Below are 21,798 nucleotides of genomic sequence, written 5' to 3'. Positions count from 1 at the left end.
GCGCTATGATGTAATTTCGGTAGTATGAGCGTGGTTAGTGTCCAAAATTAGGGGGTTAAACCGTTTTAGGCCTTACAGCTGCGGAAAGCAGATGAGTAACCATTGTTCCGTTGCTGTAACGGTAAAAAGCGGACTTACCTGCACCAGGCCAACGAAAAAAGGAGCTGTAACGCCCTTTTTAGGTCTTACAGCCGCGGAAAGCAGATGAGTAACCATTGTTCCGTTGCTGTAACGGTAAAAAGCGGACTTACCTGCACCAGGCCAACGAAAAAAGGAGCTGTAACGCCCTTTTTAGGTCTTACAGCCGCGGAAAGCAGATGAGTAACCATTGTTCCGTTGCTGTAACGGTAAAAAGCGGACTTACCTGCACCAGGCCAACGAAAAAAGGAGCTGTAACGCCCTTTTTAGGTCTTACAGCCGCGGAAAGCAGATGAATAACCATTATTCCGATGCTGTAACGGTAAAAAGCGGCGTTAACTGCAGCAGGTCAGCGGAAAAAGGAGCTGTAACGCCCTTTTTAGGCCTTACAGCCGCGGACATCAGGCAGCGCTTATAACAAACCAAAGAAAGCAGCCATAACCGGCTGCTTTCTATCGATACATAAGACTAAGCTTGGTATGGAGGCAGCTCCGTGACCTTCAGTTTGCCATCGATTCTCATAACGGTGTAGGTAAACTTCTCGGTAATTGTATCGAGCTCCCTGGTCTGAAACCAGGTTCCGTCTTCATGCTTGAACGTAATCACGAATTTGTATACGTCCTTGCTTGCTTCGGTCTCCTCCAGCACTTCCTGGAGAGAAATCGTAGGCATTAGCTTCAGATACTCGTCGAATAATTGTTTCTTGTCCGCCTGGTCCGTCTCAGGAGATACATTCATAAGACCCTGGTAACTTCCGCCATACAACTCCACCAGCTTCGCCGCATCCCGCTGGGTGATGGCCTAAACATATCGCTCTAACACAGTTCGAAGCTTCTCCTCGGAAGCTCCGCGCGCGCTCGCCTTAGGGTTAGCATACGGAATCGTTTTATCGGAATTCGCCTCCTTATTGCTGCTGCATCCCACAACGAATAGCACACAGATCAAACAGGCGAAAATGATCTTTTTCATGAGTCTTCACTCATGCTACTTCAATGTTATTTTCTTTTTCCAGCTTAATTCATTGCCCTGATCGTCCTTGAATAGAAAGATAACCTGGCCTTCCTCGCCTTTCATCGAATCGGGATAGAAGAAACCGGAGAATTGCCCGTCACCGCTGATATAAAATCCATCTTCACCGTTTGCTCCGTGTTCAATGGCTTCTTGAACCGTATTGGCAACCTTGCTTTTCTCGGAAATCCACTGCATTTCAGTCAGCGCATATCCTTCCGGGAGCTGGTTCACGGCGAAATCGAAGCTATTGCCTTCAATCGGTTTGGGAGTCTGATCAATAATAATTAATATTTTCTTGTCTTCGCCCGTGGAGTCATCCTCGTTCACAGCTGTATTCCCTTGGCTGGTTTCAGCTGGCTTCGTATTCACGGTATCCGCCGGTGAGCCGGCGTTTGATTGTGCGCCGCACGCGCTGGTCAAAAGCAGTACGATCAGCGCTGACATGAGATAGATGGATGTCTTGTTATTCATGAAGATCTCCTCTGCTTTCATTTAAGGTAAAGGTAAAAGCAACGCCCTGAGGCGTGTTCATCGCGCCAAACCCGCTCTCATGAAGCTCCAAAATATGCTTGACGATCGCAAGGCCCAGACCGGTCCCACCGGATTTCCGATCCCGTGAACGCTCGGCCCGGTAGAAGTGATCCCATATCCGGCTCAGATCCTCTTCAGCGATAGGCGGTCCGGTGTTTTCAATTATGGTGCATACCTTGCCGGGAGATGTTCGCTTAACGCCAATCGTAATGACGCTGTCCTCCACGGCATGCCGGATGGCATTGCTCAATAAATTCAGAACTACCTGTTCGATCCGTCTCGGATCGGCTTGTACGAACGGTTCATCTTCTTCGTCATGGTTCAACCTGACTTGGAGCTGCTTGCTCTCCAGCTGCTGCGAGAAGGAATCAAGCACCCGCTGCAAGAGGTCTGTCATCGACATGCTTCTCATCTCCAGCCGAACAGCCTTGACCTCGAATTTGGACAGCTCCAGCATATCCATAATTAGTGCATTCATCCGATCCGTCTCATTGACGATGAAGGCCAGGTAACGGTCTCTTTTATCGCTCGCCACCTCGTCCTGCAGCCCTTCCGCGAAGCCTTTCACAATGCCCAGCGGCGTCTTCAACTCATGGGAGATGTTAGCGATCAGTTCCTTGCGAAGCTGCTCGGAACGCTGCTTTTCTTTCATATCCTCCTGCAGCTGCTCATTCGCCTGGGTAAGCTCTCGTAAGGCTGAATCCAAATTCCGGGACATCGCGATCATATGCCGCGACAGCTCCCCGAATTCATCCTTCGAACGGATTTCAGGCTCCACGGTAAAGTCCAGCTTGGCAAGACGCGCTGCCGAGCGGTTTAACATGACTAACGGACGGGAGACAATCCTGGAATAAATCAAGGACAGCAGGAGCACAAGCACAAGAATGACCGGTGCCATATATACAACATATTTCTTGAGAATCTCAACGGCTTCCCCGACAGGCTGCAGCGAGGTCATGACGAATAGATAACGATCCCCGTTCTTACCTTCTGGAAGTGACCGGATCAGAACCGCATAACGGACACCGCTCCACTCGTCCGTCCATTCTAGCTGAACAGGCGAGCCGCTCTGCAGGCGGGACTCATAAGGTTCAGACCTTGGAACCCAGTCCCGAAGCGCATCATCGATGAGGACATCTTGATACAGCGGGTTGAACGACCGCTGCTCGGGCAGCATCAGATCCGTGATCTTCCCTTTCACTCGCACCAAACCCTCTTCGAGGGCTGTGTTGTTGTGCTGCTGCCGGATGGCCGCAGGATGCAGGATGGTGTCCTCCTCGTCCATGAAAATCCCATCCACCACCAGCTGATCGCCGATTTGCAGTCCTTGCGGGATAGCCTCCATCGTGACTCCATTCATGGGAATTCGGATGGTAATGGTCTTGCTGCCCGCTTGCAGCTCCAGAAAATACGGGTGTACGGTTATTCGGTCAAACCGCTTATTCAAGATGGACGTATTGGCATCATTATGATTCATGAATGCCCCAAGCAGCCGCGACGTCTCTTGCTCATCCGCTTCTGCTGACTTGAATTGTTCCGCGAATTGATTCATGTTCCGTTCCAGCGCATGGATCTTGGACGTCCGGTAGAACCGTTCGAAGAATAATCCTTCTGCAAGCATTACGAGGGAGAAGACAAGCAGAATCAGAACAGTCGTAACAACGAAAAGTTTAAGAACGACACCGCGCTTTCTCATGCTTCCAACTCGAATTTATAGCCCGAACGAATGACAGTGCCTATATATCGGCCTTCGTCTCCGAGCTTGGCTCTTAGTTTCTTGATGTGGGTGTCGACGGTGCGCAAGTCTCCCAAGTAATCATACCCCCATACCGCATCCAGAATATATCCACGAGGCAAGACCTTGCCATAGTGCTTGATGAGGAAGAGGAGTAAATCGTACTCCTTCGGCGACAGATTAACCGCATCATCTGCCACCGATACCGTATGCGCCTTTCTGTTCACAATTAGCTGGCCATAGACAAGCAGCTCTCCCTCGCGTCCAATAGTCCCTTCCGTTCGCTTCAACAATGCGGTAGCGCGAGCGACCAGCACCCTTGGACTGAAGGGCTTCGTCACATATTCATCGGCCCCAAGCTCGAACCCCATGATTTGATCATCGTCTTCCACTCTGGCTGTGATGATTATAATCGGGACGTCCGACTTTTCGCGAATGCGTCTGCATACCGTCCATCCGTCCATTTCCGGCATCATAATGTCGAGTACAATCAAATCAACGGAGGTCTGTTCGACAATCTCGAGCGCGAGTCTTCCATTGTCCGCTTCAGCCACTTCCCATTGTTCCTTCTTGAAGTAATCCGTTATAAATTCACGCATCAGCACATCATCTTCGACTAATAATATCCTTCGTTTCATTGCCGTGCACCCCGCATCTGACCACATTCTCTTAGATTTCTTCATCTAAGCGTAGGCATGAATTCTCGTAAACAACTATGTTATCACAAGTTTATACGCCGCTGCTTCTTTCTCCATCATGGTATATTACACCTCCATCGGTACGTTCAAGACCGAGTATAGAGGACTCTTGTGTCCACTGTGTGTACGTGGAATGAATTTCGAAAGACAAAAAAACCCTACTCGTTAGAATAGGGATTAACAGGTAAACATGATCTAGTCTAATTTATAAACAGGATAGAAGGTTAAGTTGTCTGAGCATCTGCAACAGGAACCATCTCAATCAGATTGATCCTATGTCCGTCCGGATCGAACACATCGAACAAGACATGGTGATTCCAAGGAGAATCCCACGACTCCAGATCCGTCACACGGCAGCCCAGCGCTTTTAACCTTGCATGCATCTCCGGTACTTGGATACACTTAAAATTCAATAGCGGACGCGGATTCGCGGTGACCTTTTCTTTTTCCTTCACCTCTGCCAAGCTTAATAATGCTGCCTGTTCGGGATGAGGATCGCAGAATAGCGTCGCTCCTCTGCTGCCGTCTCCCCAATCTTCAATCCCACGGCAGACGAGTCCAAGAACTTCGGTATAGAAAGTGATCGACCGTTCCAATTCACTTACAGGAATGAACAAGCTGCCAATGTGTTGAATCGCCATTCTCCTTCTCCTCCTTGAAGTAATGGTAATATTAACCATTATAATCATATCGTACTATTCGTCTGCACGTAAATGATAAATTTTATATCCCCAACTATGAGGCAGAATTATTCCCACTGGTTAAAAAGAATGTAAGACATTGGAACATTCATCACGTTCTGTTCGTCTGATTAACATGTCATGTAGGATTGGACTATTTCAGAGGAGGCACATAGGTTATGAAAAAGGTTATATCTTCTATCGTTGCAGTCTTACTTGCAGGCTCTCTAGGAACGGCAGCCTATGCGGGTACGGATTCATCTTCGCCTGCAATTCCCATCACATTCATGGGACAGGTCATTAAGACCGACGCCGCCCCGATCGTGGACCAAGGCCGCGTACTCGTTCCAGCTCGCGCGGTAACAGAAGCGCTCGGGGCAAAAGTGCAGTGGGATGCCAAGACCAAGACGGCGACGATTCAGAAATGGTCGGAGATCGTGAAGCTGAAGCAGGGCGAGAAGTCGGCCTTGATTAATAGTGAGGGCGGAAGCGAGATGTACCCCGTGAAGCTGGACGTTTCGGTAAAAGTCCTACACAACCGGGTCTATGTCCCTCTGCGTTTTATTTCCGAGCAATACGGCTATCGCATCACATGGGCGAATAACAAAGTAGCCATTGAGACCCCGCTTGGGAACGCGGCACAGGATGTGCTGTATCGGGGAGATCTGGTGAAAGCCCGCGAAATTGCCAAGAGTCTTCCACTCCATTATCCAATGAAGCCGCTTGAGATTGGTTATATGGGAGAAGTAGACGGCCGAACCATCCTGTTTCCTGAAGGGGTTGCCCTTCTCTACTATGTTGTCGAGGGAGATGTCATCTCCCAGGTTGAAGTGAAGGATGACTTCGCCCTGGTTACGTGGCAGGCGCACATCAAGCCTGGAAAAACAGAATCTGTACCCAGCTTCGTCAAACAGGAATGGACCGATGAGGTGGGCGTGACGCCTAAGCTGGCCGATGTCTACGTCTACACCAACTCAGGCATATTCGGCGAGACCGGCTGGGAAGAATACAGCTACATCGATAAGTCGGGAACCATTACCGAGATAGGCTACATGCATTATGGATTCGGCAGTGTGGATACGGAGAGAGGAACACTTCAGCTTCTAAAACCCGGCGAGAAACGAACCGATGCGCTCAAATAAAGGGTCTGCTGCACCACAGGAATAATGATACAAAGGGCTGCCACGATGCAGCCCCTTTTGTTCGAAAGAACCATTTAATAGAATCTATATTATTGTCACACGTTAATTCATCTTGTCATTACGAAACAAAGCCTCCGGCAGTTCAAACAGCTCCTTGATGCAAAGCGCCCCGGCACCAATCAAATGGGCATTGTCGCCCAGCTCCGAGAAAGCGATGTGGACCTGCTCAGCCGGAATCGGCAGCGCCTGTTCCTTAACCATTCGCCGCAATTGTTCCAATAAGGGCTTCCCGAGCATCGTCATTTCCCCGTGCAGAATGACCGCATCGGGATTAAAGATATTAACGAGGTTGGTCAACCCGATTGCTAGTGATGCGGATAGCTCGGAGACCGCGATGCGCGTGGTTATCCCATCGCCCGCATGCAGGGCAGCCGTAACATCTTGCATAGACAGCTCGCCGTTCTTCTCCAACACCCCTGCCATATAGGGAGACGCCTCCGCATGCTTCTCCAGCAGAGCAAGCAGTGCAGATGTAGAAGACTGCATCTCCCAGCATCCGCGCCTGCCGCAATGGCAGAACTCGCCCTCGTGGTCAACGACCATATGGCCGACTTCCCCAAAGCTATTATCCGACCCTCGAATCAACTGGCCATCAATAATAATGCCGGCCCCAATTCCCGCTTCCGTTAGCAGGTTGAGCGTTGTCCCATAGGTTTCTGCCATTCCGAACCATTTCTCCGCCAGCGCCAGGTTATTGCATTCATTATCGATCCACACGCGGATATCATATTTCTGCAGCCATTCATCTCCGAACGCCTGCTGCTCTAACGCAGGCAAATTAATCGACCGCAGCACCCGTCCTGTTTTGAAGTCAACAACACCCGGGCAGCCTAGCCCGATCCCAAGCAGGAATATTTGGCGCTGCCGTGCCTGGAGAACACATTCCCGAATAAGGCGGTCAAGCAGTGACATGATCGTATCGATCTGATCATGGGGCTTCAGTTGGGCATCCACCCTATGTATAATATTCGCTTCCAAATCCATTAAGGCTGCCTGAAGGCTGCGTACGCCGATATGCAGCCCGATAATGCCTCTTCCTTCCGGATAATAGGCAAAAATTTGAGGGCGTTTGCCTCCTTGCTCGGTGGATGAGCCCACCCCCTTATTCCTGATGAAGCCCTCCCTGACCAGCTCGTCGATCAGAGTAGATACGGTTGGTGCGCTGAAGCCTAATTGCTTTTCAATTTCGGGCTTTGTCACTTCTCCACGCTGTCGCACAAATTGCAGAACAGTTAATTTGTTATTTAATCGTATATCCGTCGTGCGCAATGTTTGGGGCAGCAAGGTAAGACCTCCTTGTATAGCTATTCTGATTCTATTACTCCATAGTCACTATGATTAAACCCGTCTATTTCCGGGCACGTCTAGTCAACAAACGGTTATCTCCATTCTACGCAACGGCTCCTTCTAAATCTACCATTCCTATGAAGCGCTGCACTGCTGTTTTCACGAATTCACTGCTCAGCTATACCGTAACCGGACCGAACACGACAAGCGGCAATCCCTTGCCATCCTTCACATTCACCGTGGGACTCACTCCCGCTCCCTGCCACAGCACACTGTCTACCGGCACAGGCTGCTCGAACCGGAGTACCACATGACGGCCATCTCCGCCTATCTCCCCCATTAACGGAAGGGCTGCCCCATCTGCTTCTACTCTGAACCCGTACACCCGGGGTACAGACCCCAGTTCTCCGTTCAAGCCGGTCAGCATAACGCTCAGCTCAGTCCGTTCCTCATTCCATAGGAATACGGACGGTCTTGGCCCCGGTTCGCATACAGAATGCCCATAGGCAAGCCGCATCGCCTGCCAAGCCATCCGCTGCCCGACCTTACACAGCGAAGGCGCATCGAGATGAATCGGGTTCGCCAATGACGCATCGATCGTCGGTACGAGGGCCGCATGCTCCAGCATATCTTCCAGATCAAGCTGCTCCTGCTGCACATGATTCCAGTGGCTGACTCCATCGAATTGCCAGATATGAAACACCGACAGCTGCGCAAATATAAACGGCAGCTGCGGCTGCCCGAGGTCACGGCGAAGGCTCTGTATGAGATTCAAGGTCCGCGACTTGTACAGAGAGGAAGCCTGGGTAATCGCGTCACTCTCTCCCTGGTACCAGAGAATCCCTTTGACGTCCCCGCCCGCATGCCTGACTCTCCTCAGCATAGCCCGGTATAACGAATGATCATTGGAGTCCGCTAAGGCAGGATCCCACCATGTCATATCTGTAGCTCCGCGAGCGCAAGGGATCAACCCGATCGGAACGCCCGTATGCCGGTACAACTCCTTCGCGAAGGGAAGCCCCAGACCGGCAGCCTCCGTCCGGAAGTGCCGAGCCGCAAGGATGGCCTGTTCGAGCTCCGCCTCCGGAACAAGCCAATAGGCCGGATCAGGCGATTCATTCAGCCAGCACAACGGCTCCTCGGCCATTCCCCACTGCTCATTCATATAGAAACAGCTAATCCCCGCCTGCGGGATTTCGATATCGACAAGCTTGCCGCAGCCTTCCATATTCGATTGCCCGGCCAGGATCCATAGATCACCGACATAGACGGGTCCAACCCACGCTTCCCCGCCGCAGACCGCCTGCTCCCCATCGTCAATAAAACGAATATCCAGCCGGAATGAACCGGTAGGAACGGCTTCTTGAACGCCTCGAAACGCCTTGCTTCCTTCTACTCTCCCCATATCCCGCCATGCACTGATGCGGTCATCCCAAGCTATCCGGGTCTCGATTCGGCCATGAACGCATCTGGAGAACGCCAGTTCAATGGCAATATCCGCAGCATTCTCGTCATTCCGCTGATACACGCGATGCGCTTGCGGGCTCTTCACCTGCATATGAATCACTTGGTTGTTGTCAGCTCTCACATTATCCTCCCCCGTATCCTAAGCGCTCTGTCATACGATCATACCCCGCAGCATCCCGTCCCCACACATGCAAAAGGCCCGCCGGAAGCAAGCTTCCTGGACGGGCCTCGCCGCTAAGCCTTTTTACTTTTGTGCATAATACTCGTCGATTTGACCTTGCAGCACTTGCGTGACATGATCCAAATATTGCTTCGGCGTCATTTCTCCGCTCAACACTTTCGCCTCATTTTCTGCAAGCACCGGTGTGCTGTTAACAGGCATGGTAGGCGACGGTTTGCCTGCGCGGGCAAGGGCATCCAGGTACGAATTCGCGACCGGGTCGGCAGACGCCGTGTCTTTCAGCCAGCTGTATTCTTTCTTGGCCGAGATGAAGTTGAAATGCGTACTCATGGAGTTAGCACCTTCCTCCGTCGCCGTCAACCATTTCAAGAATACCCAAGCCAAATCCTTGTTCTTGCTCGTGCTAAGCATCGATACGCCAATTCCCCCTGAACGAAGCATTTCGGTCGGCATTGGCGCAAGGCCAAGATCCACATCTGGCGATTGGGCAAAGTCAGCTGCCGTGCTCATAACGAAGAAGCCCACGGCCTGCTTGCCGGTCTTGAATGGATGTACGCCCTCCGGCACCTTAGCGAACAGGGCGTCACGCGCTTCCTTATTGACATACTGCCGGTTAAAGTCGATCATCCATTCCAGTGCGCCGACAATAGTCGGGTCGTTGAAGCCGACTTTCCGCGTTTCCGGATTATAGAAGGTCGTGCTGTCGGCGCCATTGAGGAATGCGTAGGTGTATAACGCGCTAATCATGCCGAACGTGCCAATAGCCGGATCTTCTCCGACGAACTCATAGCTTCCGTCCTTCAGCACCCAGAATTGCTTGAAGAATTCACCAAGATCATTCAAGTTCTTAATTTCCGGAATTTCGGTAATGCCCATCTGCTCAAGTATTTTCTTATTATAGATCAGCGGGAAATAACCATCGGCGAACCAAGGCAATCCATATACCCCATTATTAAACCGATAGGAGTTAAGCGGGCCCTCCATGAACACATCGGCGTTCGCTTGTGGATCCGACTCCAGATAAGGGGTCAGGTCCTCCAGCAATTTATCCTCCACCTGCTGGACACTAAGCGCGAAATTAAGTGCCAGATCCGGAGGTGTATTAGCCGCAAGCAGTACCTCCAGCGGTTCAATATTCAGGGTTACTTTAATGTTTGGATACGTCTTATTGAAGTCGGCTAACAAGCTCTTATGCTGCTCGGGAAAATATTGCGACCACGGCGTATTCCATACGATTTCGCCGCTCAAGCTTGCCGGATCTACCGGCGCTGCATTGCCCTCCGACGAGCCCTGCTCGTTATTCCCTGTCTTCTGCTCCGCGTTACCGCTGTTCTTCTCTGCATTCGCCGGCTTATTCGCAGGTGAATTATTGCCGCTGCATCCACTTACAATAGCCATTACCGCTATTAACGCAATCATTGCTGCCATATAAGATAACCTTCTCATATCCCCCGTAACCTCCCAATTGTTCGCTCTGGTAAATATCCCTCGGCCATACACGCTGCCAGCATGGCAATAAGCCTCACCGCCCCTCCACGGCCAGTCTGTCTTCTTCAATCGTTCGTCAAATCAATCTCGACAATAGACGGATAACTGTTCGTTATCGAACTGCCGCTGTATTGTACGAATGCCGCTTTGAACCGGCTGATCGGAGTAAGACCGACGGCATCTAATGGAATCGCCATTTCGAGTGCGGCTGCGCTTGCCGCATAGCCTGTCGCCGGGACCGGAACATCCGGATAGTTCACGATCGGAGCCCAGCTCCAGCCTTCTCCTGTACCCGTATATTTGTACAGCTGCCCCTGCTCGACCATGTAATCCGCCCCAGTCAATGAGAGCGGCTTCCAAGGCGCGGACTGATAGCCGGTCTGCTCGTTATTATCCGTATTGAGCAGCATTCTTCCCGAGGATAGGTTCATACCCGTTCCTTCTACCAGCATGTAGAGATGGTAGGCATCATTCGCCGCCTTCATCGAGGTGAGCACGCCAGAGGCTGTTGAAGTAACCGGACTAAGTCCCGACCAATCGACTGCATTGCCGTCAGCGGATACCAGCTTGAGGCGAAGATCAGCTTGCAATAAGCCAGGCGCAGCAGGCAAGGTCTCGGTTGTCGCTGCTCCGCTAAATTTCATATAAGCGGCATCAATTCTCGTAAAAGCATACGTCTTCTGCAAGCCGCTGGAGAATAGCGAGGTTAACGGCACAGACATCTCCGCAATCGTGCCATCGCTGCTCACGGCGTATTCCAGCACATTCTCAACCTCCTCCCACGACCAGTTCGTCCATCCCGAGCTGCTCCACGGATCGCCTAGATGACGAAACAGCGTACCGTTCTCGATCATGAAGTCCGTTCCCGTGTATGCACTTCCCGACCACTCCGGGAACTGATAGCCCGAAGTAGGGAAGCGGTCCGTATTCAGAATGACCCGCTGCCCCGGATCGTCCAGCCCAGTCCCCTTCACCAGAATATGGAGATTGGCCCCATCAGACCTTAAACTCATGCTCGCAATAGACCCGCTTCCGTGTACCGTCTCCGCCTTCAGTCCGGACCAGTCGGCATCATCGCCATCCACGGTCATAGCAGCGTATTTCAGCAGTTCGATGCCATGCCCGAAGTTTTCCAGCGTGTACGGTGAACCCGCTGCACCTGGGGTATAGTCTGCTTTGTCCATCCACTCATAGGCAGGCGGCACATACAGCAGCTTCATGCCCATTGAGGGGTAGAAGCCATCGGCCCATGCCCGGTCGGCTGCATATTGGATAAGCCAGGTTTGATTGGGCTCCGCGTAATCCAGCGTGAATACCCGAAAGTCTGCCTGCGGATTCATGATCGGCGCTCCCGCCAGATCGCGGGATAACGTTCCGTCAGCATGATGAATGAAGCGAACCTTATTCACATGATCCCGTTTGGCCATATAGTCCATCTTGCGATAATGATCGTAAGGGGTGTACACATCGTATTTCTCGTCGTTGCCGAGGAACACCGAACCGTCCGAGTTCCACATGTCTTTGCCTACCCAGGTTGACGTATAGCTCTCAAACAGCATCGCATCGATCGAATCCCCGATGTCATAGGTATCCCCTGTCAGCAGATGGGCACCGCCGCCGGAGAACACGATTTTGTCCGGGAACTCCTGCTTAATGCGCTGAATGAGCTGTCCCATCCCCCAGGCTTTCTCCGGATGGAGCGTCTCGGTCACGTCCACCGTATCCAGGTAGAAGCCGTCGAAGCCTCTGTCTACCATCGCGGGAAGCAACTGCTCGATGACTTTGTCCTGCCAATCCGGATGGGTCGGATCAATGTAGCAGGACGGCCAGTTCGCGTCGCACTCCGGGTTTCCGTTAGCATCCTTGAAGAAGATATCCATGCTGTTGCCAATTGGAGAGTCCTGCCCGACCGAGATATAGCCCACGATAAAGGCATCCGGGTTCAACGTCTTGATCTCGATCATTTTCTCCGGTGACACCGCACCTGACAGAGCAAGCAGATCATACTGCGCAAAGACTTCGGCATCTATCGCTTCGTCAATGGTGTAATTAAACAACAGCTTGGTCGCCTCATCCCAGTCACCTGTTGGTGCGGGAACGGCCGGATAAGAAGCGGTCGTACCCGATGCTGAAGCGCTTGGAGGTGAGGCATTCCCGGATGCATCATAGGCCACGACCCGGTATGTGTACGAGGTTGAAGGCTCCAGCCATCGATCCAGGTATCGTGGGGATACCGCCCAGCCAATGAATGCTTCGGTCCCGCCTGTAGGCGTGCGATATACCTTATAGCCTGTAACCTCCGTATCATCCGTGGCAGCGTCCCAGGTAAGCTCCAGCTTCGTGCTCTCGACCCGGCTTACCGCCAGATTAAGCGGAGCCGTCGGTGCATTAGATTCGCTTGTACCGTCGTGCAAGGTATACGTCACAAGCGGTTCATGCGCCAGCGGGAGCCGGTCGATATCCGAATAATAATTAACAAATCCAAGGCGAATCGAACTTTGCTGCTGCTTCTTGAGTTTCTTAGGCTTCTCAGGTTTCTCAGGTTTTTCAGGTTTTTCAGGCTTTTCGTTTTTTTCAGTCTTATCCTGATTCCCAAGTATTTCAGAGCTCCCAGGTGTTTCAGGCAGCAGTCCAAGATCAGCGAGAGGAATTCGGGCTTCAATCACGTACTCTCCTTTGGAGAATATACCGTTACCCTCATATTCCTCTTCACGGCTCCATTCACATTCACCGCCAGTACCCGTATACGCGTAACGAACCAGTCTTTCGTGCTTGATGTTTCGAGTAACAGTGCTTCCGCCAGCCGTGACCTCGGTCAGTACGATTTCGATCTCACTTTGCAGTAAAATGTCGGCTCCGCTTGGATTCGTCCACCCTGGAGCATTACAGCCGGTCAGCTCATCATGATCCGCATCAATAAATATTTGGGAAACCATCGCACTTAAGCCTCCGCCTTCAATAAGCAAATACAGATTCGTTGCGTCATTGGCTGCGTGCATCGTATGACTCATCGTATAGCTCTTGGCCAGCGGACTAAGATCACGCCAGTCGCTCGGATTGCCGTCTACACTCAGCAACGGATAGGAGGCAAACGCGCGTTCCGGCGCCGGAGAAAAAAAGAAAAGCGAGGTTAAGAGCGCAACAGTTAAGACAAAAGAAGGAATTCTTCTCATTATGAATCCACCCTTCAACATGGTTGGCCTTACGCAACCGTTACCGTTACTCCTTGCCGATCAGCGGATTGCTGCTCAGCCTCCACGATCTGAATCGTGCCCATGATGTGCTCCGGATCAGCCGTGAGGATCGGACGGTTGTACAACAAGCATTCATAGAAATACTTCAACTCGCGATAGTACCCATCTTCCGTACTCAGCTCAGGCTTGCGGCTTGCCTGGCCAGGCTGATGAACCGTTACCGATGCCCCGTCGAACATGATGAAACCGCCCGTGAAGTTAATGCGGTATTCCATCTGCAAGCCTGAATCGCCGTTTAGCGTCCAGTCCGCCTGGGCATTCACAACCTTGCCGTCCTCATAGTAGTAGTTGGTGGATACGATATCGTAAGCATTGCGGCTTATGACCTGCTTTGCCGCCGTCGACACATGAAGCGGCTTGCCGAACAGCCAGTTCACGATGTCTACATCATGCACATGCATATCCAGCAGACAGCCTCCGCTGCGGCTTCCTTCCATCAGCCAATTCTGATGAGACCAGTCCGGCGTACCCGATCCGCGATAGAAATAAGCCGATGTCACCTCCCCAAGCACATGATCTTCAACGGTCTGCTTGGCAAATTCATAAGCCGGCCAGAAACGGAGACATTGCCCAATCATGAGCTGACGCCCTGTCTCCCTGGCAACCTCCAGCATCTGCTGACATTCGCCCGCATTCAACGCCATCGGCTTCTCACACAGTACGTGCAGACCTTTCTTCATTGCCATGATGCTGAGATCAGCATGCAGGTAGGTTGGGACGGTAATATCGACGGCATCCAGCTCCTGCTCCTCCAGCATCTGCTGCAAATCCGTGTAACAGGCATACTGCGAGAAATCAATCCGCTCTCCTTTCATTTCAACATTGCCGCCGCTTCCAGCCTTGTCGGCAAACGTGCCTGGTTCCATATCGAAAACAGCCTTAAGCTGGATCGCAGCCCCCTCTTGCTCCAGGCGCCTGTAATTCTCCAAATGCATGCGCCCCATAAATCCTAGTCCAATCAGCCCGATTCTGATCTTCTCCATCCGACTGCTCCTCTCTCTTCATGAACATGTATAAACGGCATCGATCCCTATTCGACGAGTCCCGTCCGTTCCACCCCTTCGACAAACCAACGCTGCGCGATGTAGTACACAATTAGCGGTGGGAAAATAACGAGAAAGCTCGCTGCCATCCGGATCGTTTCATTCAGCTTAACTTCCTTCTCCTGTCCGTATGTGCCATTAAGCACTTGATCCAGCCCGTTGAGGCTGATCGACAATGGCGTAAGCTCCCCTCTCAGCATGAGCTGCGAGAAGGTCGTATCATTCCAGTGCCAGATGAAGGAAAACAGGAATACAACAAGCAGTGCAGGCGTAGCCAGCGGCAATATAACGCGCCAGTATACGCGGAACAAGCCAGCGCCGTCGATCTTGGCCGCTTCTTCCAGCTCCTTGGGAAGCGTCAGGAAGAACTGCCGGAATATAATCACGAACAATGCGCCTTTAATGCCATGGCCGAAGATCGCCGGACCGACAATAGCAAGCGGTGTCCCCAGCCAGCCCAGCTTGCCGAACAGAATGTAGAGCGGGATAATGATGGTCTGTGGGGGAATGAGAAAGCTGAATAGCAGCAGACCGAATAGAATTGCCTTCCCCGGAAAAGCGATTCGCGCAAAGGCATACCCGGCCAAGGAGCAAAATGCGACCTGGAAGATCGCCCCCATGGATACGATAAGCAGGCTGTGCGACAGTGAAGTCATGTAGCGGAGGCCTTCCCAAGCCAGCCTCAAGTTCTCCAGCTCCGCTGCGCGTGGAATCCAGCGGATCGTCGGGTCGACGAGGTCGACCCCATTCTTGAACATCGTCGAAATCATGTAGAAGAACGGATTCAAATAAATGACGGAGATATCCAGTAGAATCAAATAAATCAATAGGCGGGCCAGCCAGCCGCTCTTATCCCCATTGCCAAGCAGCAGCACCTTGGCACGCCTCTTCCATGCAGCTGCATTCATGCGGTTTCACCTACCTTTTTCCGGCATAATAGACCCATCTTCTTGAAATCAATAGAACAAGCAGAAGCAGTGCAAACATGAAGATAAAATAGATCCAGCCCTGCGCGCTTGCATAGCCGTAACCAAGCTGCGGCTTGCTCATATTCTCGACAATCATCTCCATAATCGGATTGATTAACGGCAGCGTGAACATATCTACAATCGTGTAAATTAGATTGAGCAGGATGAACGGCGTCATCGCCGGCAATGTGATTTTCCAGAACGTCTCCCATGGCGTTGCTCCATCGATCTTAGCTGCCTCATAGACCGATATGCCGATCGTCTGCAAGCCGGATATGAAGATCAGGATTTGTACGCCCGAATACCACAAGATGAGCACGAAGGAATTAAGCACAGACAAGACCGGCTCTGCCCACACCTCCGGCAAATTATTAGTTATGAATATCGCTACATTGTAGCGGTCCAGCATTTCGAGCCGGCCCGCGCTGGCTACGCCGAAGATCTGCATAATGACCTGCCCCGTCCCGAAGATGACCGGTAGGAAGAAGATCCCCCGGAAGAAGAATCGCCCCGGAAATTTCAGGTTGAGCAGGATCGCAACGAAGAACGCGAAGACGACGATGATTGGAATAATAAACAGGCTGTTCTTGAGCGTCCCAAGAATGGCGGCCACGAACACATTATCACTGAAGAAGGCGTACGTATAATTGTCCCAGCCGGGCCGTTCAAGCACCATCCCCTCGCCGGTGAAGCGCACCCGATGAAAGCTCATGTACATGGAATAGAAGAGCGGATACAGCACGAAGAGCACTAGGCCAACCAACCACGGCAGCAGAAACAAGTAACCGCCGATCGCCGTGCGGCCTTCCATTGTAATCGCCCAAGCCCGCTTCTTCCTCTCCGGTTGAAGCATACCCTCCTGCTCCGGCAAGCGATTATCCATTTTCTCCGACCGCCTTTCCAATCGTGACAAAATCACCGGCAGGAACGCGCAGCCCTTCCGCTGCATACACCTTAGATCCGTAGTTTACAATGACAGACAGGCCTCCTTCGTAATCCGTCCGATACACGTCCTCGCCAATACGGCTGTGACCGACGATGAATCGATGGGCGGTAGCCGCCGTCCATTCAGCCGTCTTCGTGTAGTTCGCCAATAGGGATGACTTCCACTCGGAGAACCTGGAGCTGAACAAGGCCACGCCAAGGGTATCCTTTAGAATAATGGGATCTTCATGGGTCAATGTGAAGGTAGGCATCGCCCCAAATTCAATCGACTGCAGGAAGCCTCTCTCCGCTTCATTCTGCAAGTTTTGCGGAATAGCCGTGTAGGTTGCCAGTCCATGTACCGCAATCGGGTAGAAAGGAACGCTCTTAGTTGCGATCAGATCGTAGCTTGCCCCCAAGGGAAATTCCCGAATATGATCGACGTGGCCGATCGTATAGGCATTGCCGAATGCTGCCGATGCTCCTCCCAGCTTCGCACGTATGCCATCCAAGGCGGCTAGATAAGATTGGGCTGCGGCTTGCCGCGTAACCAGCGTATCTCCCTCATAGCCGGTGAACAGTGAAGCACCGATCCCGTCAAACGCAACACCCGAAACACCTAGTTCCTGCAGATATGAGGCCATCTCCTGCCCAATTTCCTCTACGCGACGGGGAGGATAATAATACGTCTTCGCGCCTTCAAGGCCGCTCACGATCGTATTCCCGCTCAAATCACGCAGGCCGTCACGGGAGGCCAGAAATCCTCGTGAGGAGCGTATCGCATGCCATAGGGCATTCACATACAACTCCCCGCCTGTCTCTTGAAGGTGTTCCGCTAAATGACGCAAGCCGCCGGATCCTCCAAGCGCATCTGATGCCTTCTTCGTCGGCAGCGGACCTCCTTCGCCGCCCTCGGACCATCCCTCGTACGTAACCCTCAGTGCGGATATGCCGGCATCTCCCAGCTCCGACACGATTTGCTTCGCAGCCTGGAATGATGTCGCCGTAACCGTCGTATCACCGAAGAAGCCCTCTTTCTCAGCACCGCCATACAGGACCAGGTCCAGCGGCATTTGCTTCACTGGCGGGATGCGCTGCGCGCCCTGCTCTTCGATGAGGTAAGCCCGATAATCTTGCGCCATGCCCACGTATCCGGCTTCCTCGCCTTGCTGAAAGTAATAGCGCATCTCGATTGGTTCCCGGCGCAGCTTCTCTTCGTATTGATAGAAACCCTGACCGAAGCTGCTTGTCTTCGTAAAGTAGGTTTCACGCAGGATAAAGTCTGCGGCCACCCAGTTGAAGCTCGTGATAAGTCCGCTGGGATAAGCCGTAATTTGCGTAAGGAAATCCCCTTTCTCCACAACGCCGAGATAGGAATTATTCCCGCCTATAACGCCGAATACCGGCATCGGAGAATTGGATACGGCAGGCTTTTCTTTCTCGGATACGACCGAGATGTCACTGCCATATACCCTTCCGGAATAGGCATAAGGCAGCTTCGGCTTGCCGTCGATCGGGATTACCGCTCCCATGCCTTCCGGAACGAATAACCCTCCTCTGCTGCTGCCATCCTGCATCGCTCCGAGAAACGGAAACATGCGCAGCATGACAAGCGCACGGCTGCCATATTCCTCAATGGCATTCTCATCCATGCTGAACGCCACGTATTCCTCATGCAGCAGGAGCGAATAGGTAAGCCGGATCCCCTCTCTGGCCAAATCATGCTTCACCCGAACGCCGCCTGGAATCGCTTGCACGGACGTTTCCGTCCCGGAAGCCAGCCAGTTGCTCTGCTCGGGCTTCGCTTTTCCCCGCTCGACCGTTTCGATGATAAAGGGGGATAGCAGATGCTGTCGCCACAGTCCCTGTACGGATTCCTGCTCCATCGCACTAGCCGCCGGATTGCTCCTCCACTGATGGCCATTACGCAGATCCGTCACCATGAATTGTCCAATCTCATTCACTTCCAGCCGCAGACGTTCATTCTCAGCTGCCAGTTGATAGGGTCGTTCGCCGTTCTCGGAGCGAGTGGGCGAAGCTGCAGCTGCAGCTTTCTTCCCGCCAGCCGCAAGACCTGTCTTATCCGGGGGCAAATACGGCCTCGTTACGAGCAGGAAAGCGGCGACTAGCACCAGAACGAACGCAACTGGAAGCCATTCCTTCTTCATCTGGCCGCCACCTCCTTATAAATTTGGGCAACAAAATCATATAATTGATAGGTCAAGCCGGCAAAAATGAAGCAAAGCAGCCAGATTGCCAGCATCAGCAGCACGGAAACGACGATATTCCGCACCGTTTCCCCGATTTCGTAGTTATGAATTTCCTTGGCCATGATAAACAGCAGCACCAGCGACCAGCCGTTAACCGCCATTTGGGCAAAATCATAGATCGATCCTTCACTAAACGTCAGCAAATTCGATAGAAGCGCAAGGGGCAGCGAGAACAAGATCACCGGCATAAGCGCATAGGTGCTGCCGACGAATACTTCGACTAACCTTCCTTGGCCTTTCATGATGGAACCGACCAAGTAATTGGCGAACACCCATGTTCCCCATGGGATCGCATAACGAAGAATGAAGGCTGTCGGGTTAAGATCGTCCAGCACTGCTCCTCCGAATAGATAGGAAGCGCAGAGCTTGGACAGCAGTAATACGATGAGGGCAAGCGCCAGCAGCATGATGGAAGCCGCAACCGCTCCGCGAGATTGATAGCGGATTTCCCAGAACACGTCGAATGGATGGCGCAGCACGCGCAATGCCTTGCGTAATTGCCCTGCGACAGCACTCCCATATCGCATTCCCGCTGCTTTACTTCCCTGCTCCTGTTTCAATACTGTCACCGCCGGCATCCCGCTTCCTCCCTTCCTTACGCCTGATCCAGATGAACCGCCCCGCCAAGCCTAGCGCAAGCAGGGCCGACGCAGTCGTGAGTAGCCCCGAAGCATTGGCATTCATCCACTCCAGCCGCACATACCAGAACGAATCCGAGTAACCGACTTTATCGCCTGCGCTGCGATAATGATAACGCGCTTGCTCCCAATCCCGCTGCTTGAACGAAGCCTTCGCCAGCCCCAACTGGGCCATATTGAACTTGGTGTTCAAATGCAAGACTTCCTTCCACGGACCGGCACTGCTCTCATATTCCCCGGCCATGAACTTCTCATTCGCCTCATGGACGAGGCCCGCGAATTCCGTTGGCCGGAAGCGCTGAATAACGCCCAGCGTCTTCTCGAGCACGTTGAGGGTGCCGCTAGGTTCGATCGCAATGGCAGCCGGCTGCTTCAACAAGCCAACCTTGTTGTAGCCGTTATCCTTGCTGGAGAATACAAACAACAATTCGCCAAGCGCATTATACTGCCTGATCTCCCCCATGCCGGCATCCAGAACGCTCATACTGCCGGTTTGGCCTACGGCCACATCGAGATTCATCGTGTCAATTGCCAATGAAGCAATACGCTCTCCCAGCATATCCCGTCCGAAGAAATCAAGCTTCTTCACTTGGCCTTGTTTGACCGAGACGCTTGTCGTGTATAAGAAGCCATCCGGCCCTAACGTCACATTGGAGACAGATCCCGGAATTTTCATAATTTCCTTGCTGAGCTGCTGCTCGGTGTAAAACATGCGCTTCAGCGTTTCCGTAAAAGTCCGTTCCGTCCGATTAGCCCCATAGAAGCCCTGAAAGACTCCAATATCATCGAGCAGCAGCAAGCCCTGATAGCCGTTATGAGTCGCAACGTATATAAATCCCCGCTTGTCTACAACCAGCTTAATCGGCTCAAACAGGAAGCTCTCCGGCAGGAAGTCCGTCTCCGGTTTGTTATATTGCTTGATAAACCGGCCGCCTTGATCAAAGACGGCTATGCGCATGTTTTTGGAATCTGCAACATAGAGCATTCCGTCTTCCGTGACGAATATGCCCCGTGGGGCCGACAGCGAGCCCTCCCCCTCCTCCGTGCCGTAGACCCGAACCGGCTGTCTGTCCGCACCTAGTTCAATAATGCGGTTATTGCCCGTATCGGCAATATAGAGATGATTGCGTTGATCGAGGAACAGATCATCCGGCTGGTTCAGCGTTGGCGGCGCATCGGCCGCCCACCCAGGAATATCACCTTCCAGGAACACGTACAAGTACGTGTCCGGTACATAAGCCGCCTGGACGTCGACAAGCTTGCCCTTGTCGTCCGATGTATAGGTTCGATATGGAAGCTCCGCACTGGCACGGACCGGGAACGACGCGATCCCTGCGGCAATGACGATACCTGCCAGCAGAGAGGCAAGCCAACGATAGGTTAGCTGTTTCTTCATGGCGCGCCCTCCTATTTGATGCCCGAATGAGCCATCGTGGATATGACCCTGCTCTGCAGCAGCAGGAAGATGATGAAGTTTGGCAAGAACATTAACAGTGCTGCAGCCGCAGCGACCCCTTGCCGGGCCACGCTGTTGGCAAGTCCGCTCGTTAAGGTGCTGACATAGAATGGAAGAGTCTTCATCGTTTCATCCTCCATAAACAACTGCGAGGCCTCCAGGTTGTTCCAAGCGCTCTGAAACGACAGGATTGCAGCCGTTGCGACAACAGGAATACAAAGCGGTACGATGATGTTCATAAAAACGCGAAATTCGCTTGCCCCTTCCATCCGTGCTGATTCGAGCAAATCGTTGGGAATCTGATCAATAAACTGCTTGAACAGAAACACGATGACAGGAAGAGCGACCATCGGCAAAATATGCGCAAAGTACGTGTTCACGATACCGAGGCTGCTGATCACGTAATAACGCGGAATTTGAACCGTCTCCGGTGCAAACATCAGGCTGACCAGGATCGATGAGAACAACAGCGTCTTTCCTTTGAATTGATGCTTCGATAAGGGAAAGGCGCACAAGATGCTAATAAACGTTGCAGCAACAACCGTGAGTACGGATGTAAGAAGGCTGTTGAATAAATATCTGGAAGCCGGCACAATCGTCGATTTCGATACCGTAAGCAAATCAAGAAAATTCACCCATGTTGCATCCCGTACAAGAAAGGTGGGCGGGTAGAGAAATAATTCATGCATCGGCTTAAAGGCATGGTTGAACAAAAAGACGATTGGCATGAGCATAAAGACGGCAAGCAAGGTCATTAGCAGGACCAGCAGCAGCTGATATGGCGAGAGACGATTCAACCGGCTCTTTCGCGGCCAAAGGCGCATATA

Annotated in this window: 17 protein-coding genes; 1 reads left to right on the top strand and 16 read right to left on the bottom strand. The window is 52.2% G+C overall.

Going from position 1 to position 21,798, the window contains the following annotated elements:
* Positions 1–606: 606 nt before the first annotated feature.
* The 5 genes from NNL21_RS33035 to NNL21_RS33015 form a co-directional block, all read right to left on the bottom strand.
* A complete protein-coding gene (locus NNL21_RS33035) occupies positions 607–876 on the bottom strand; it encodes a hypothetical protein (RefSeq protein ID WP_204822005.1) in 270 nt (89 codons plus the stop codon).
* A gap of 246 nt (positions 877–1,122) precedes the next feature.
* Positions 1,123–1,620, bottom strand: a complete 498-nt coding sequence (locus NNL21_RS33030) for a hypothetical protein (RefSeq protein ID WP_204822006.1) — start codon at positions 1,618–1,620, stop codon at positions 1,123–1,125.
* Positions 1,613–3,376 carry a sensor histidine kinase gene (locus tag NNL21_RS33025; protein WP_204822007.1) on the bottom strand — a complete coding sequence of 588 codons (1,764 nt, stop codon included), beginning with the start codon at positions 3,374–3,376 and terminating at the stop codon, positions 1,613–1,615. The genes NNL21_RS33030 and NNL21_RS33025 overlap by 8 nt, the downstream gene beginning before the upstream one ends.
* Entirely contained in the window at positions 3,373–4,053 is a 681-nt protein-coding gene (locus NNL21_RS33020) for a response regulator transcription factor (RefSeq protein WP_204822009.1), read from the bottom strand. The genes NNL21_RS33025 and NNL21_RS33020 overlap by 4 nt, the downstream gene beginning before the upstream one ends.
* A 284-nt stretch (positions 4,054–4,337) precedes the next feature.
* Positions 4,338–4,754, bottom strand: coding sequence for a VOC family protein (locus NNL21_RS33015; RefSeq protein WP_204822010.1), 417 nt, complete (start codon positions 4,752–4,754; stop codon positions 4,338–4,340).
* Between the two features lie 218 nt (positions 4,755–4,972).
* Here NNL21_RS33015 and NNL21_RS33010 point away from each other — a divergent pair, with 218 nt between their 5' ends.
* Complete coding sequence (locus NNL21_RS33010) at positions 4,973–5,935, top strand: copper amine oxidase N-terminal domain-containing protein (RefSeq protein WP_204822012.1); 963 nt, start codon at positions 4,973–4,975, stop codon at positions 5,933–5,935.
* Between the two features lie 102 nt (positions 5,936–6,037).
* On the opposite strand, the gene NNL21_RS33005 is transcribed toward NNL21_RS33010, so the two are convergent.
* The 11 genes from NNL21_RS33005 to NNL21_RS32955 form a co-directional block, all read right to left on the bottom strand.
* Complete coding sequence (locus tag NNL21_RS33005; protein WP_204822014.1) at positions 6,038–7,279, bottom strand: ROK family transcriptional regulator; 1,242 nt, start codon at positions 7,277–7,279, stop codon at positions 6,038–6,040.
* A 181-nt stretch (positions 7,280–7,460) separates the two neighbouring features.
* Positions 7,461–8,870 (bottom strand): sialate O-acetylesterase, encoded by a 1,410-nt coding sequence (locus NNL21_RS33000; RefSeq protein ID WP_204822015.1) that lies wholly within the window; start codon positions 8,868–8,870, stop codon positions 7,461–7,463.
* A 123-nt stretch (positions 8,871–8,993) separates the two neighbouring features.
* Positions 8,994–10,358, bottom strand: a complete 1,365-nt coding sequence (locus NNL21_RS32995; RefSeq protein WP_204822017.1) for an extracellular solute-binding protein — start codon at positions 10,356–10,358, stop codon at positions 8,994–8,996.
* Between the two features lie 125 nt (positions 10,359–10,483).
* A complete protein-coding gene (locus tag NNL21_RS32990; RefSeq protein ID WP_204822019.1) occupies positions 10,484–13,591 on the bottom strand; it encodes a fibronectin type III domain-containing protein in 3,108 nt (1,035 codons plus the stop codon).
* Positions 13,592–13,620: 29 nt separating this feature from the next.
* Entirely contained in the window at positions 13,621–14,655 is a 1,035-nt protein-coding gene (locus NNL21_RS32985; RefSeq protein WP_204822020.1) for a Gfo/Idh/MocA family protein, read from the bottom strand.
* A 47-nt stretch (positions 14,656–14,702) separates the two neighbouring features.
* Positions 14,703–15,623, bottom strand: coding sequence for a carbohydrate ABC transporter permease (locus tag NNL21_RS32980; RefSeq protein WP_204822022.1), 921 nt, complete (start codon positions 15,621–15,623; stop codon positions 14,703–14,705).
* A gap of 10 nt (positions 15,624–15,633) precedes the next feature.
* Positions 15,634–16,566: a carbohydrate ABC transporter permease gene (locus tag NNL21_RS32975; protein WP_256555645.1), complete on the bottom strand. Its 933-nt coding sequence runs from the start codon at positions 16,564–16,566 to the stop codon at positions 15,634–15,636.
* Positions 16,559–18,775, bottom strand: coding sequence for a DUF5696 domain-containing protein (locus tag NNL21_RS32970; protein WP_204822023.1), 2,217 nt, complete (start codon positions 18,773–18,775; stop codon positions 16,559–16,561). The genes NNL21_RS32975 and NNL21_RS32970 overlap by 8 nt, the downstream gene beginning before the upstream one ends.
* On the bottom strand, positions 18,772–19,455 hold the full coding sequence (locus NNL21_RS32965; protein WP_204822024.1) for a YIP1 family protein: 684 nt from the start codon (positions 19,453–19,455) through the stop codon (positions 18,772–18,774). Before NNL21_RS32965 ends, NNL21_RS32970 begins: the two co-directional genes overlap by 4 nt.
* On the bottom strand, positions 19,415–20,911 hold the full coding sequence (locus NNL21_RS32960; protein ID WP_204822025.1) for an NHL repeat-containing protein: 1,497 nt from the start codon (positions 20,909–20,911) through the stop codon (positions 19,415–19,417). Before NNL21_RS32960 ends, NNL21_RS32965 begins: the two co-directional genes overlap by 41 nt.
* 11 nt (positions 20,912–20,922) lie before the next feature.
* Positions 20,923–21,795 carry a carbohydrate ABC transporter permease gene (locus NNL21_RS32955; protein WP_204822026.1) on the bottom strand — a complete coding sequence of 291 codons (873 nt, stop codon included), beginning with the start codon at positions 21,793–21,795 and terminating at the stop codon, positions 20,923–20,925.
* Positions 21,796–21,798: the final 3 nt, after the last annotated feature.

Source organism: Paenibacillus mendelii (assembly GCF_024498075.1).
Lineage (GTDB): Bacteria > Bacillota > Bacilli > Paenibacillales > Paenibacillaceae > Paenibacillus_Z > Paenibacillus_Z mendelii.
This window is presented reverse-complemented; position numbering and strand designations above follow the sequence as displayed.